The 12,900-nt window shown below is 69.6% G+C and carries 14 protein-coding genes and 1 riboswitch; of the genes, 2 read left to right on the top strand and 12 right to left on the bottom strand.

All coding sequences use genetic code 11. The features are described from left to right. Positions 1–8 precede the first annotated feature (8 nt). Genes G6N53_RS07845 through G6N53_RS07835 form a run of 3 tightly spaced genes read right to left on the bottom strand, consistent with a single transcriptional unit; the run spans position 9 to position 2,076 of the window. Positions 9–908, bottom strand: a complete 900-nt coding sequence (locus G6N53_RS07845; RefSeq protein WP_163887964.1) for an alpha/beta fold hydrolase — start codon at positions 906–908, stop codon at positions 9–11. A 35-nt stretch (positions 909–943) separates the two neighbouring features. Continuing rightward, positions 944–1,756 carry a DUF5995 family protein gene (locus G6N53_RS07840; protein ID WP_163887963.1) on the bottom strand — a complete coding sequence of 271 codons (813 nt, stop codon included), beginning with the start codon at positions 1,754–1,756 and terminating at the stop codon, positions 944–946. Beyond that, entirely contained in the window at positions 1,753–2,076 is a 324-nt protein-coding gene (locus G6N53_RS07835) for a hypothetical protein (protein ID WP_163887962.1), read from the bottom strand. Before G6N53_RS07835 ends, G6N53_RS07840 begins: the two co-directional genes overlap by 4 nt. A 98-nt stretch (positions 2,077–2,174) precedes the next feature. Here G6N53_RS07835 and G6N53_RS07830 point away from each other — a divergent pair, with 98 nt between their 5' ends. Next, on the top strand, positions 2,175–4,958 hold the full coding sequence (locus tag G6N53_RS07830) for a helix-turn-helix transcriptional regulator (RefSeq protein ID WP_163887961.1): 2,784 nt from the start codon (positions 2,175–2,177) through the stop codon (positions 4,956–4,958). 13 nt (positions 4,959–4,971) lie between these two features. On the opposite strand, the gene G6N53_RS07825 is transcribed toward G6N53_RS07830, so the two are convergent. The 8 genes from G6N53_RS07825 to thiO all read right to left on the bottom strand — a co-directional run bounded on the left by G6N53_RS07825 (position 4,972) and on the right by thiO (position 11,470). After that, a complete protein-coding gene (locus G6N53_RS07825; RefSeq protein ID WP_163887960.1) occupies positions 4,972–6,705 on the bottom strand; it encodes a hydroxysqualene dehydroxylase in 1,734 nt (577 codons plus the stop codon). Beyond that, a complete protein-coding gene (locus G6N53_RS07820; protein ID WP_163887959.1) occupies positions 6,702–6,992 on the bottom strand; it encodes a hypothetical protein in 291 nt (96 codons plus the stop codon). Before G6N53_RS07820 ends, G6N53_RS07825 begins: the two co-directional genes overlap by 4 nt. Positions 6,993–7,066: 74 nt before the next feature. Further along, positions 7,067–7,804, bottom strand: coding sequence for an ABC transporter permease (locus G6N53_RS07815; protein WP_163887958.1), 738 nt, complete (start codon positions 7,802–7,804; stop codon positions 7,067–7,069). Further along, on the bottom strand, positions 7,801–8,706 hold the full coding sequence (locus tag G6N53_RS07810; RefSeq protein ID WP_163887957.1) for an ABC transporter ATP-binding protein: 906 nt from the start codon (positions 8,704–8,706) through the stop codon (positions 7,801–7,803). Before G6N53_RS07810 ends, G6N53_RS07815 begins: the two co-directional genes overlap by 4 nt. Then, positions 8,703–9,470 (bottom strand): SGNH/GDSL hydrolase family protein, encoded by a 768-nt coding sequence (locus tag G6N53_RS07805; protein WP_264063821.1) that lies wholly within the window; start codon positions 9,468–9,470, stop codon positions 8,703–8,705. Before G6N53_RS07805 ends, G6N53_RS07810 begins: the two co-directional genes overlap by 4 nt. Next, a complete protein-coding gene (locus G6N53_RS07800; protein WP_163895611.1) occupies positions 9,467–10,231 on the bottom strand; it encodes a thiazole synthase in 765 nt (254 codons plus the stop codon). Before G6N53_RS07800 ends, G6N53_RS07805 begins: the two co-directional genes overlap by 4 nt. A gap of 7 nt (positions 10,232–10,238) precedes the next feature. Then, entirely contained in the window at positions 10,239–10,436 is a 198-nt protein-coding gene (gene thiS, locus G6N53_RS07795; RefSeq protein WP_163887956.1) for a sulfur carrier protein ThiS, read from the bottom strand. Continuing rightward, on the bottom strand, positions 10,433–11,470 hold the full coding sequence (gene thiO / locus G6N53_RS07790) for a glycine oxidase ThiO (protein ID WP_205390328.1): 1,038 nt from the start codon (positions 11,468–11,470) through the stop codon (positions 10,433–10,435). Before thiO ends, thiS begins: the two co-directional genes overlap by 4 nt. After that, a riboswitch (TPP riboswitch) is annotated at positions 11,470–11,578 on the bottom strand. Its footprint overlaps the gene before it by 1 nt. A 37-nt stretch (positions 11,579–11,615) precedes the next feature. Between thiO and thiE the strand changes: the two genes are divergently transcribed. After that, the gene (gene thiE / locus G6N53_RS07785) at positions 11,616–12,302 is read left to right on the top strand and encodes a thiamine phosphate synthase (RefSeq protein WP_163887955.1); all 687 of its coding nucleotides are present in this window, start codon (positions 11,616–11,618) and stop codon (positions 12,300–12,302) included. On the opposite strand, the gene G6N53_RS07780 is transcribed toward thiE, so the two are convergent. Continuing rightward, positions 12,286–12,777 carry an NUDIX hydrolase gene (locus G6N53_RS07780; protein ID WP_205390327.1) on the bottom strand — a complete coding sequence of 164 codons (492 nt, stop codon included), beginning with the start codon at positions 12,775–12,777 and terminating at the stop codon, positions 12,286–12,288. The two genes, thiE and G6N53_RS07780, sit on opposite strands and share 17 nt — an antisense overlap. Between the last annotated feature and the right edge of the window lie 123 nt (positions 12,778–12,900).

Genomic DNA, 12,900 nt, shown 5'->3' with positions numbered 1-12,900 from the left:
CCACCACGTTAGCGCGAGTCCAGGAAGTCCAGGACTGCCTCGGCAGCGACCTGCGGCTGCTCGATCTGGAGGAAGTGCCCCGCCCCCGGCAGGGTCAGCACCCGGCTCCGGTCCGGCAGCACCGTGTTGATGTTCTCGGCGTATCCGGCCAGCATGGCGCCGTCCTGCACTCCCTGCAGATACAGGATCGGCACCCGCGGCATCTCGAAGCGCCACTTGTGCAGTTCGGCGTAACGCGGCGCCGGACGACCTGGCCGGGCCAGCGCGCGGTAGTAGCCGACGGCCGCGCGCCGGTGCGCGGGACCCGGCAGCGCAGCCAGTGCCTCGTCGCGCTCGGCCTCGGTCGGGTAGCCGGGCGGTCCCCAGTCGCGCCACAGCCTGGGAATGATGCGGGGCAGCAGCCGTTCGGGCAGTCCGGGCAGCTGGAAGAACATGATGTACCAGCTGTTGCGCAGCTGGCGCGGCATCATCTTCAGCTGACGGGCGACCGGACCGCGGGTCCGGTTCAGCGCCGCCACCGGCGGTACCGCCATCGAGACGTGCACCGCGAACGGTGACTCCGGATACGCAGCGAGCGCGTTGCTGGTGAACGCACCCCAGTCGTGACCGATCACGACCGCGTCGGCGGGCGCTCCGAGTTCCCGGTACACCGCAAGCGCGTCATACATCAGGGCCCCGATGTGATAGTCACTGTCGGGAGCGGGCCCGGTCGGTGCGTATCCCCGGGAGAAGGGCGCCACCACCCGCAGGCCCCGCTCGGCCAGTATCGGCGCCATCCTCCGCCACCCCCACGCACTGTCGGGGAACCCGTGCAGGCACAACACCAGCCGGCCGTCCGCGGGTCCCCAGCACAGCGCGGTGACGTCGAGGTGGGGCAGCTGCAGCACCAGGGTCTGTGGTTCGTCCATCGAGTCAGCGTTCATTCAGGCGGCGTCCATCCCCGTCAGCGGCCATCGAGCACCCGGATGTTGTGGGCGATGTCCTGGCTCTCCACCTCGCGGATCCATCGCACCAGGCCGTCGATGGTGTCGGTGGGGTGCAGATAGTACGAACCGAGCACGCCGGCCCAGGAGTCGTGGACGCCGATGTGATCCCGGCGCCGATCGGACTGCATGTCAAGCTGATTGGCGAACGACCATGCCAGATCCCGGAAGACCCGCAACACCTGGTTGAGGATGCGGTCCTCACACAACAGGATCCGGCGGATCACCTTCACCCTGCCCGAAAGTTCGCCGAGGGTGTCCAGGAACAGCGTCACCTCACCGGCCAGCAGGTCGTTGATCCGGTTGAAGTCATCTCTCATCGAGCGCAGGGAACCGTCCTGCGCGGCCATCATCGCGGCGATTCCGAGGTCCAGGTTCACGTGCGAGTTCACCGCTGTGAGCATGTGCTGCAGCATGATCGGCTGGTCCGGCGTCTCGTACTCGTGGCCGTCGAAGCACCACTGCCAGACGTGGGTGGGAGCTTCGTAGTCCCGGGGATGGAAGTACGCGTTGAGTGCATCGAAGTAGCGCTGCGCGAAGATGATGTCGAAGCGGGTCATCCGGGCGTTGTCGTCGAAATAGTCACCGGCGGCGATCTTGTCACGGATGGCCAGGGTCGCCCGCTTGTAGACCGTCGCGAAGTAGCCGATGCCGTTCTCGGCTTCGATCGACCAGTCGATGACGGCATCGAAGTTCGCGATGACGTCGTCGACGGATGCCGCGCGACGGAGTTCGGGCAGCTTCCATCTCGGGAGGTCGGACGGCCCGGTCATCGGTCGACGGGCCCGCCGGAGCGCCGGAAGCGCTCCAGGACAGCCTCGCCGAACTGGGTCAAGGCGCCCCCGTCCGGTGCATCGGCGTGGTCACGGCTGCCGTCCGCCGGCAACGACGCGATGATCTCGTGGGTCCGCTTGTCGGCCAGCGCCGTGGCACCGACCACCGCGGTCAGCAGCGCCTTCACGCCGGGGGCCGCCAGGGGCTCCGGTTCGGCGAGGATCTGCTCCACCGTGGCGCACAGCTGCGCCAACGCGGCCTCGGAGTCGGCCAGGACCGCACGTCTCCAATCCGAGTCTTCGGGTGCGGTGTCGTCCATACGCCCGTCTTACCACGGACCTTCCGGGCGGACGTGGCAACGGGTGAACGTTCGTCGTCCCGGTTGTCACCGTTTTTGCTGCCTGTCATGATGCTTCGATGTCGACCGGAGCGGGGGCCCGTTCACCCGAGCGGCAGACGGTCGCCGATTTCCTCGACTCCGTCGCCACAGGTCCGGCGGCCCTCGTCCTGGAGGGTGAAGCCGGGATCGGCAAGACGACCCTGTGGTCAGAAGCCGTTACGAGCTGCGCCGAGAAAGGGATCCGGGTGCTCTGCGCCCGGGTCGGTGAGGCCGAGTCGGTGCTCGCCTACGCGGCGGTGGCCGATCTGCTCACCGATGTCGACGCCGGGGTCATCGAGTCGTTGCCGGCTCTGCAGCGCCTCGCGATGGACCGCGTCCTGCTCAGAGCCGACGGCGAGGGCCCGGCGACCGATCAGCGGGTGACCGCGGCGGCGTTCGGCGTCATCGTCGAGGAGCTCGCCGAACGCTCCCCCGTCGTCATCGCCATCGACGACGTGCAGTGGCTCGATGCGTCGAGCAAGTCCGTGATCGCCTTCGTCGCGCGCCGGCTCAGGGGCCCCATCGGCATCCTGGCGACCGAGCGCTGCGACCCCGACCAGGGCACCACGTCGTCGTGGCTGCAGCTCGGTGTCGCAGCGGCGACCGCCCGGACCCGGTTGCGTCCGCTGAGTCTCGGCGGCCTGCACGGCCTGATCCTGACCCGGCTCGGGCACGCCCTACCTCGCGCGACGATGGTGCGCATCAGCGAGATCTCCGGCGGCAACCCGTTCTACGCCCTCGAGCTCGCACGCGCGCTCGACGGGCAGAACCTCAGGCCCGAGCCTGGGCTCCCGCAGACACTGGCCGAACTGGTGCGCGCCCGGATCGGGCGTCTCGACGGCGACGTCCGCAACCTGTTGCTCGCGGTGGCCTCGGTGGCCGCACCCACCGTCGACCTGCTGGCCCGCGTCAACACCACCACCGCCGACCACATCGTCGAGCTGCTCGAAACCGTCGAGACCGACGGGATCATCACGATCAACGGGAACCAGGTGAGGTTCACCCATCCGCTGCTGGCGCGTGGGGTGTACTCCGACGCCACCCCCGCCAGCCGCCGGGTCATCCACCGTGCGCTCGCCGCCGTCGAGACGCAGCCCGAACTCAAGGCACGCCACCTCGCGCTGGCCGGCACGTCCGCCGACGACGCCACCCTGGGCGCGCTCGACTCTGCGGCCGATGCCGCACGGCAACGGGGTGCCCCGGCGGCCGCCGCCGAGCTGCTGGAGCTGGCGATCCAACTGGGCGGCGACAAACCGCTGCGCCGGGTCCGCGCCGCCGGTGACCACTTCCGGGCCGGTGACACCGCCAGGGCGCAGGCTCTGCTCGATGCGTGTCTCGGCGATCTGCGTCCGGGCTGGCTGCGCGCGATCGCGCTGAACCTGCGCGCGGCGGTCCACATCTACGACAACCGTTTCACCGAAGCGATCGCGCTGCTGAACTCTGCTGCCGAGGACGCCCGGGACACGCCCCCGATCCTGGTGCAGACGCTGATGTCGCTGTCGCTGGCCCGCGGCATGGGATCTCACTCCGACGGTGCCGACCCCGCCGGCTGGGTGGAGGAGATGGTCGGCACCGCTCGCCGGGCGGTGACGCTGGCCGAGGAACTCGGTGACCCGTCGATGACGTCGCAGGCGCTGACGATGTGGGTACACACCAGGTTCATCCACGGTTACGGCGTCGACGAGGACAGTCTGGCGCGTGCGGTCGCGTTGGAGTGTGTCGACGACGACGTGCCAACGGCCTTCAGCGCCGGCGTCATCCAGGCGATGGTCTCGGCGTGGACAGGTGACCTCGCCGTGGCCCGCAGACAGTTGTCGACAGTGCGTCAACGCTGTCTGCAGCGAGGCGACGACCGCAACATGATGGGAGTCGCCGCCTACCACGCCCTGATCGACATGTGGATCGGGAACCTCGGTGCGGCAATGGGTTCCGCACAGGAAGCGGTCGAACGTGCGCAACAACTCGGCGGCAGCCACGTCGAGGTGATCCCACTGACCGTCCGGGCGGCGGTTGCGGCCTACCAGGGGCACGAGTCCGCCGCCCGCGCGGACTGTGCTGCGGTGATGCAGGCGGTCGCGGAATCCGGCGCGACGCGGATGGCCGACTGGCCGCGGATGACCCTGGGATTCCTCGAGGTCTCGCGTGGCGACTACGCCGAAGCGGCGTCGGCGCTGCAGCCCCTGGTGGACCGCTTACCTCAGGTCCCCGGTATCGAGTTGATGCACGGCTGGTTCCTTCCCGACGCCGCCGAGGCCATGGTGGCCCTCGGCCGACTGGACGACGCCGACGACGTGATCACGCTGCTGGAGACGCACGGCCGGCGGTTGGACCGCGCCTGGATGCTGGCCACCGGTGCCAGATGCCGGGCAATGCTGTTGGCTGCGAACGGATCTCTCGACGAGGCGCTCGCCAAGACCGAGGAGGCGATGGCCGAGCACGAGCGGCTTCCCATGCCGTTCGAGCACCGCCGATCTCAGCTGTTGCTGGGTCAGCTGCAGCGGCGCAGACGTGCAAAAGACGCGGCCGGAAGGACGCTTCGGGAGGCACTCGAGGCGTTCGAGGCGATGGGGGCGACGCTGTGGGCACAACGGGTGCGCGCCGAACTTGCCCGTACCCACGCCGGTCGCAGCGCCGAATCCCCGCTGACGCCGTCCGAGCAGCGCGTCGCCGACCTGGCCGCGTCCGGCCTGCGGAACCGCGACATCGCCGCGCAGTTGTTCATCAGCCTCAAGACGGTGGAACACAATCTGAGCCGGGTGTACTCCAAGCTCGGCATCCGGACCCGGGCCGAGTTGGGGCGGCGGCTGGACCGGATGCGATAGCAGCGTTCAGGATTCAGTGCGAGCCGGGCTGAGCGAGAAATGCGCCTTTGCCGCGCACCCGGAGAGCCGCCAGGCCGGCCCGGGCCAACGGACCCGTGGGTTTCAATGCGCCTGCGGTGGTCAGCCGGAACGGGGGTCTGGCGGTCCTGCGACCGAGCCGGAACAGCACCCGGTCCAGCTGGCGGAACGGCCACAGGATCCGGGGCTCGGCGAGATCGTATATCGTGCAACGGGAATGGGGCGAACCCGTGGCTTCGAGGATGCCGTTGACGGCGGCGCGGGCGGCTTCGTTGGCCGCCTCCATCGTCGCGAGATCGGTTTTGGTGCGGACGAAGTCGGCGGCCAGGAACAGGTTCGGGATGGCGGTGACCGCGTCCGGCCGGTGAGCCCACGAGCACTTCACGTTGACCAGCAGTGGTTCGGCGTTGGTCGCCTTGCCGGGGTTGGGGAACTCGATCGCAGGGTCGAGGAACCACGACAGCACGTTCGATTCGTCCAGGCGCCCGTCGTCGATGTGCCGGACCAGCTGTGCCCAGACCTCTTGCCGGATCTCCTCCTTCGTGCACGCCGACGCGACCTTCCCGGTCACCGGACCGGGCACGTCCCAGGCCGACACGTCCACCGAGAGAATGCCCTCGACCCGGCCGTCGCCGCGCTGCGTCAGATCGATGTCGGGCCAGAACTGCTTCTGTGAGATCGCGGTCAGCGCCCACTCGGAGTCGATGAAGATCGCGTGGCCGTGCTCGAGGGGCTCGTCGGTGTCCAAATAGAACATCACCCCGTTCATCCAGTCGTACTCCAGGTGGCGGATCAGCCCGAGCCGCGGGTCCGCCGAACGCATCGACCGCGACACGAGGTCGCAGAATCTCTCCACCGGCAGTGCCGCGATGTAGTGGTCCGCCTCGATGCGGCGGTCACCGTCCGGGGCCACGATGGTGACCCCGGTGATGAGACCCGCTTCGCAGTGGATGCCGGCGACGGTGCACTCGGGCTGCAAGGTGACGCCCAGGCTTTGGAGGTGCTCCAGCCAAGGGTCGATCCACACCTCACTGGTCGGCCCGTCGAGGACGTTGTCGAGGCGCCCGTCGAGACGCAGGATGTCGTAGATCAGTTGGCAGAGAATGGTTCCGCCGGTCCGTGCGGACATCTCCTCGGCTTTGGCGGCCACCAGGGTGCGCGTCATCCCGGTGGCGAGGAACTTCTTGTAGGCATCGGACTTGTGCTCCGCCTCGACGAAGTCCCACCAGCTCATCGCTTCGAACTCGGCGAGCCGCCGTTCGTCACACGACGTCATCATCGTCAGAATCCGGTCGACGAAGACGGCCAGCTCGTGGAGCGGGATGCCCACCTGCGACGTCAGGTCACGAAGGAAGCGCAGTCCATCGGCGAGCTCGGCGAGCGAACCGGGAACCTTGATCGGGGCGACGAGCTCACTGCGCCCGTCCCCCTGCGCCATCAGGATCTCGCTGCACGGCGTCAGGTGGTCGTAGACGGTTCCCTTGTCACCGGGGATGTTCTTCATCGTGTCGGTGATGTGGCGGTAGAAGCCGGGAAAGAACCGGAACCCGTGTTCGGCCGGGAGATTGGTGCGTCCATCCGTCCCCGATCCCGGGACCGGCATGGAACGGGCCTTGCCGCCGAAGACGTCCCGGGCCTCGTAGACGGTCACCTCGAAGCCACGCTGCGCGAGTTCCTGCGCTGCGCTCAGACCGCCGACGCCCCCACCGAGTATCGCCACCGAGGTCATGGGCCGACCTTAGCGACCCAGGCCCCGATGTCGCCGGTGAGCCGGTCGGGTGGCATCGAGGCACTGCCGCACGCGTCGGTGATGGCCTGTACCGATGCCGCCGTGAACAACCCGTAGACCACTTCGTCGGAGGGCACGGCGAACACCGCGACGAGCCGGACCGCTGCTCCCGCTCCCGACGTCGGCCCGGTTGCCGAGGTCAGTGCCGAAACCATGGCGCCGACGACCTCTTCGGTGAGATCCCCTCGGTACCACTCGGCCAGGTAGCCCGGCCCAAGTCCGCTCACACACATACCCGGCGAGGCTAGGCCGGACTCCGGCCACAGGAATCGGGGGTTACCCCCGCATCAGCGAAGAATCCTCACGCATCACGGCGATTGACCGCGACGACGGCGGTCACGAACACAGCGGCGACGACCGTGAGGAAATAGCCCAGCGATCCGGCCGGGCCCCAGTGCATCGCGTAGCTGGGAAACAGCCATTGCACGTCCAGGAACTCGAAGACGTTGGCGAACGGCAGGTACGGCCCGATCTGCGGCCCCCTTCCGGGAAGGTTGCCCAGCAGTGGTTCGACGAGCAACGGCCACAGCAGCAGCACGGTGACCGCGCCTGCGGTGTGTCGCAACAGCACCGCGACGCCGACCCCGAGGACCGCCGCCGATGCCGCGTAGACCCCGACCGCGGCAGTCGTTCGCCACGCCGCCGCGTCGAAATCCACCCGGGCCACCAGGATCGACCCGAGAACCATCACGGCGCCGACTGAACCCGAGAACACCGCCGCCACAACAGCTTTCGCCACCAGCACCAGGGTCCGTCCCGGGCTGGCCAGAAACGTGGTGCGCACCATCCCGGTGCGGTACTCCCCCGTCACCGTCATCGCTGCGACGACCATCAGCACCGGCACCCCGAACACCGCGACTCCCATCGCGGCCGTCGGCGCGCTCAACTGTTCGGGGTCGTAGGCCGCGGCCGCCTGCAGGGCGGCGATGCCCAGGCTCAACACCACCACCGCCGCCGTGGACCACAGCGGCGACCGCACCGTCGTCAGCTTGATCCGCTCGGCGTTGATCACCGCGGCCACCGTGGTCAGCGGGGTCATGTGCGGCCACCCCGGTACTCGGTGGCGTCGTCGGTGGAAGCCAGGTAGGCCTGTTCGAGCGACACCTGCTCGGCGCGCAGTTCGTGCAGCGTGATCGAGTGCCGGGCGGCCAGTTCCCCGACTGCCTCGGTGGTGGCGTCGTGCACCGTCAACGCATCGACTGCGCCGGTCACGGTCAACCCGGAGGCGGTGAGGATCTCGTGCAGGGTGTCGCGCTGAGGGCTGCGCACCCACACGGTGGCCCGCCCGGAGCCGCCGATGAACTCGGCGACCGTGGTGGAGGCGATCAGCTTGCCTCTGCCGATGACGACCAGTCGGTCGGCGGTGTTCGCCATCTCGGAGAGCAGGTGGCTGGAGACCAGGACGGTGCGTCCCTGCGCCGCCAGCGTGCGCATCAGCGTGCGGGCCCAGTGAATCCCCTCCGGGTCGAGGCCGTTGACCGGTTCGTCGAACAACAGCACCGGCGGATCGCCGAGCAGCGCGGCGGCGATTCCGAGGCGCTGGCTCATCCCCAGTGACAGCGTGCCCGCCCTGGCACCCGCGACGCTGGTCAGACCGACCATGTCCAGCACCTCGTCGATGCGGCGGGCCGGAATACGGTTCGTCGCCGCGATCCAGCGCAGGTGATTGCGCACCGACCGGTTGGGGTGGACCTGACGGGCGTCCAGAAGCGCCCCCACGCTGCGCAACGGATCGGTGAGCTGCCGGTAGGCCTTGCCGCCGATGGTGGCGGTTCCCGACGTCGGGTGGTCGAGCCCGAGGATGATCCGCATCGTGGTGGTCTTTCCGGCGCCGTTGGGGCCCAGGAAGCCGGTCACGACGCCGGGTTCGATGGTGCACGTCAGACCGTCGACGGCACGGTTGGCCCCGTAGGCCTTGGTCAGAGCGGAAAGTTCGATCATGTGCCGGCGGCGACCACCATGTCGGCGACCGCACGCATGCCGTCGGCATTAGGGTGCAGCGGGGCCGGGTGGCGCGGTACCGGCCAGCCGAACCGGGTCGTCCAGGGCTGCGCCGACCACGCGTGGTGGTCCCGGCTGGCCTCGGCGGCACCCACCACCCCACACCCGGTCTGCGCCGCCGCGTCGGCGGTCAGCCGCTCCAGGGTGGTCGCCACCCGCCGGCCCAGCGCGACATCGGCATCCCGCAGCGGGGGTGCCGCCACGCCGGGAGGCGGCAGCAGGGTGAGGTAGTCGACGAACACCACGGTCGCGTGCGGCGCACGGTGTCGCACCGCCCGTCCCACCTCCACCAGCGACTCGCCGACCTCGGCCAGCGCCCGGTCCCGCGCCGTGGGGTCGAGGAGTTCGCGCAACCGCGCGCCCAGGAACGGAACCGACTGTGCGAATCCGGGCAGGCCCGCGGCGAACAGCATCGGCACATAGCCGACGTCGTTTCCGCCGATCGTCACCGTCACCAGCGTCTCGGTGCCGTCGAGCGCGTCCACCTGCGGCGGCGCCCCGCGCTGGGATTCGGTGAGGACGTGCGCGGTGGTCGCCCCCGAGTAGGTGACGTCGACGAGGTCGAGGCTCAGCGATCTGGCGACGAGGTGCGGGTAGTTGCGCGCGGACCGTCCGGCGGCCCGTGGCGAGCCTGCCACCCGTGGCTGGATCCCGGGCCCGGCGGCCATCGAACTACCCAGCGCCACATAGCGTTTTGCGCTCACAGCCGCGGGCTGGAGGCTTGCGCCCAGAACCGCTTCGGGATCCTGCCCGCTCGCCGTGCCAGGTAGCCGCCCTTGACCGCGGCGGCCATCGCCGCCGCCATCGCGGCCGGATCGGCGGCACGGGTGACGGCGCTGGCCAAAAGCACGGCGTCACAGCCGAGTTCCATCGCCAGTGCGGCGTCGCTCGCGGTCCCGATACCCGCGTCGAGGATCACCGGCACGGAGGCGTGCTCGACGATCATCTCGATGTTGTGCGGGTTGGCGATGCCCAGGCCGGTGCCGATCGGCGAACCGAGCGGCATCACCGCGGCACAGCCGGTGTCCTCCAGGCGCCGGGCCAACACCGGGTCGTCGTTGGTGTAGGGCAGCACCACGAAGCCGTCGTCGACCAGTTGCTCGGCGGCCCTGATCAATTCGACACCGTCGGGAAGCAGCGTCCGCTCGTCGGCGATGACCTCGAGCTTCACCCAGTTCGTCTGCAGCGCTTCGCGCGCCAACTGTGCCGTCATCACCGCTTCGGCCGCCCCGCGGCAACCGGCCGTGTTCGGCAGCGGGGTGACGCCGATCCGCGCGAGCAGTTCGAGCACACCGGTGCGGCCGTCGGCGTCGACACGACGCATCGCCACCGTGGTGAGCTCGGTCTCCGAGGCGATCAACGCCTCCTCGAGCACCGCGAGGTTGGCCGCCCCGCCGGTGCCGAGGATCAACCGCGAGCCGAACTCCCGGTCGGCGATGCTCAACTTGTCCGGTCCGGTGTGCACCGCCACCTCAACCACCCTGCACCGCCGTCACCACTTCCACCTTCGCACCGTCGTCGAGTGTCGTGTCCCACTGCGACCGCGGGATCACCGACCAGTTGACCGCCACCGCGATCCCCTTCTCCGGGAACCCGAGCGATTCGAGCAGGCCTGCCACTGTCATCTGATCGTCGATCTCCACCGTTTCATCGTTGACCACGACCTTCATCGCGCCACCTTCAGTTCGTCGGGGTTCGGCAGCGGTACGCCGGACAGCTCCGCGGCGATCACCTCGGCCGTCCATGGGGCCAGCAGGAACCCTGAGCGGCCATGACCTGCCGCCACCAGGGTGCGCTCGTCGAGCCTGCCGACGAGCGGAAGGTTGTCGGTGGTCATGGGCCGCAGCCCGGCGGCGCACTCGGCGAACTCGTACTCACCGAGCGCGGGCACCACCGCGCAGGCGTCGTCGAGCAGTTCCCGCACACCGGTCACCGCGGGAGCGGTGTCCCGGCCGTGTTCGTACTGCGTCGCGCCGACCACCACACCGTCGGCCCTGGGCACCAGATACACCTGGCGTCCGTGCACCCGTGCCCGGATGACCCGCTGCGGCACGGGCATACATCCGCGACGCCATCGCAGCCGCAACACCTCACCCTTGACCGGGCGGACCGGCAACCCCGGCCAGAGCGTGGGCGCGTCGATCCCGTTGGCGATGACGACGGTGTCCGCGTCGACCCGGGCGAGGTCCTGCACCGGTGGTGCCCACTGCACGCCGAGCCGACCGCAGTGCGCGGCGAGCGCGTCCACGACGGCCCGGTTGTCCACCGCCAGCTCGGTGTCTGCGGTGAATCCGTGCCGAATGCCCTGGGCGAGAAGCGGTTCGATGTCGCGCGCGGAATTCGTCAGCGTCACGGGATGACCCTGGCCGGCCAGCCACTCGCCGACGGTCTTCAGATCTGCAGCATCAGCGCGGTCCACCGCGACGACCAGCGATTGCCGGGCCGTCACCACCTCGGGTGGCAGGCCGTCCAGAAATCCCCGATGCCACAGCTCGAGCGACTCCAGGCCGATCCGCAGCAGGCGTTCCTCACCGGGCCAGCCCTCGCTGTGCGGCGCGAGCATGCCGCCGGCGACCCAGGATGCGCCGCGCTGCTCGGCCCGGTGCACCCGGACCGCCCAACCGTCCTGGGCGGCGCGGCGGGCGACAGCCAATCCGATGACGCCGCCGCCGACGACAGCAAGGTTCATGGCTTTCCTGCTCATGGTCGGCATCTTCTCCTCCCTTCGCCGGCATGACCCGGATCAGGTGTGACGGTAAGAACGGCGCGCTCACTCTCAGTCCCCGTACCCGGGACTCCCGTGTGGTCGGTTACCAGCCTACGTCGGCACGCGGTTAGCGTTTCGCAGTGTGAGTGACACCTCGCCGCGCACCCGACTGCTCTCGTCGTCGCTGTACCTGTGCACCGACGCCCGCCGCGAACGCGGTGACCTGGCGGAGTTCGCCGAGCAGGCGCTGGCGGGCGGGGTCGACATCATCCAGCTCAGGGACAAGGGCTCCCCGGGGGAGGAACGGTTCGGCCCGCTGGAGGCCCGCCAGGAGCTCGACGCGCTGGCGACGATCGGCGACGCGGCGCGGCGCCACGGCGCGTTGCTGGCCGTCAACGACCGCGCCGACATCGCGCTGGCTGCCGGCGCGGACGTCCTGCATCTGGGCCAGGACGACCTTCCTCTGGAGGTGGCGCGCAGCATCGTCGGCGACACCGTCGTGGGTCGCTCGACCCACGACATCGACCAGGTGCAGGCCGCGATGGCCGAAGACGTCGACTACTTCTGCGTCGGGCCGTGCTGGCCGACACCCACCAAGCCGGGGCGCGCGGCGCCGGGGTTGGACCTGGTCCGCGCCGCCCGCGCGCTCGAGGACACCACCGGCACCGGCAAGCCGTGGTTCGCCATCGGCGGTATCGACACCGCACGGGTGCCCGAGGTGCTCGAGGCCGGCGCGCGCCGCATCGTCGTGGTCCGCGCGATCACGGCCGCCGACGACCCGAAGGCGGCGGCCGAGGAGCTCAGCAGGCTGCTCAGATCTCGCGGATGACCCCCAGCGGGATGGACGCGGCGAGGCTGCGGAGCCGGTCCCAGCTCGCGGCGAAACCCGGGTGCAGGGGCAGCTCGGTCACCTCGTCCTCAGCCACCCAGCGCAGCTCGGCGCTCTCCCGGTTGGGGACGGTGTCCAACAGCTTCTCGGCGTCGGCGATGACGGTCGTGTACGTCCACCCGGACACCTCGGCCGTCACCACCGTGGTGCGCACGGTCAGCGCATCGGCGGGGAGCCCGGCCTCTTCGTGAGCTTCGCGCATCGCGGCCTGCTCAGGGGTCTCGTGGCTGTCGCGGGCGCCGCCGGGCAGCCCCCAGGTACCTCCCTGGTGACTCCACGGCGCCCGGTGCTGCAGCAGCACCGCCGCGGAGCCGTCGGGCCGGGGCGCTCGCAGCAACAGTCCCGCGGCACCGTGCCTGCCCCAGTAAGCGGCACCATTGGCCGACACCACCCAGCCGTCACCGTCCCCGCGCACGCGTTCAGGATAGGGAACAGCGGTGAGAATCGGGGTAGTCACCCGCAATCGCCGTCGTCGAATGCACACAGTTCGCACGGCCAGCTCTTAGACTTCTTTTATAGAGTTCGGGTGAAGTCGATA

Origin of the sequence: Mycolicibacterium hippocampi (genome assembly GCF_010723735.1) — a bacterium.
Taxonomy (GTDB): Bacteria; Actinomycetota; Actinomycetes; order Mycobacteriales; family Mycobacteriaceae; genus Mycobacterium; species Mycobacterium hippocampi.
The sequence above is the reverse complement of the archived record's forward strand: the minus strand, read 5'-3'. Positions and strand labels throughout refer to the sequence as shown.

Coding starts and splice junctions, on each gene's coding strand:
- G6N53_RS07840 (WP_163887963.1), bottom strand. CDS start 1,756: ATGACCGGGCCGTCCGACCTCCCGAGATGGAAGCTGCCCGAACTCCGT.
- G6N53_RS07835 (WP_163887962.1), bottom strand. CDS start 2,076: ATGGACGACACCGCACCCGAAGACTCGGATTGGAGACGTGCGGTCCTG.
- G6N53_RS07825 (WP_163887960.1), bottom strand. CDS start 6,705: ATGACCTCGGTGGCGATACTCGGTGGGGGCGTCGGCGGTCTGAGCGCA.
- G6N53_RS07830 (WP_163887961.1), top strand. CDS start 2,175: ATGTCGACCGGAGCGGGGGCCCGTTCACCCGAGCGGCAGACGGTCGCC.
- G6N53_RS07815 (WP_163887958.1), bottom strand. CDS start 7,804: ATGACCCCGCTGACCACGGTGGCCGCGGTGATCAACGCCGAGCGGATC.
- thiS (WP_163887956.1), bottom strand. CDS start 10,436: ATGAAGGTCGTGGTCAACGATGAAACGGTGGAGATCGACGATCAGATG.
- G6N53_RS07810 (WP_163887957.1), bottom strand. CDS start 8,706: ATGATCGAACTTTCCGCTCTGACCAAGGCCTACGGGGCCAACCGTGCC.
- G6N53_RS07845 (WP_163887964.1), bottom strand. CDS start 908: ATGGACGAACCACAGACCCTGGTGCTGCAGCTGCCCCACCTCGACGTC.
- thiO (WP_205390328.1), bottom strand. CDS start 11,470: ATGAGCAGGAAAGCCATGAACCTTGCTGTCGTCGGCGGCGGCGTCATC.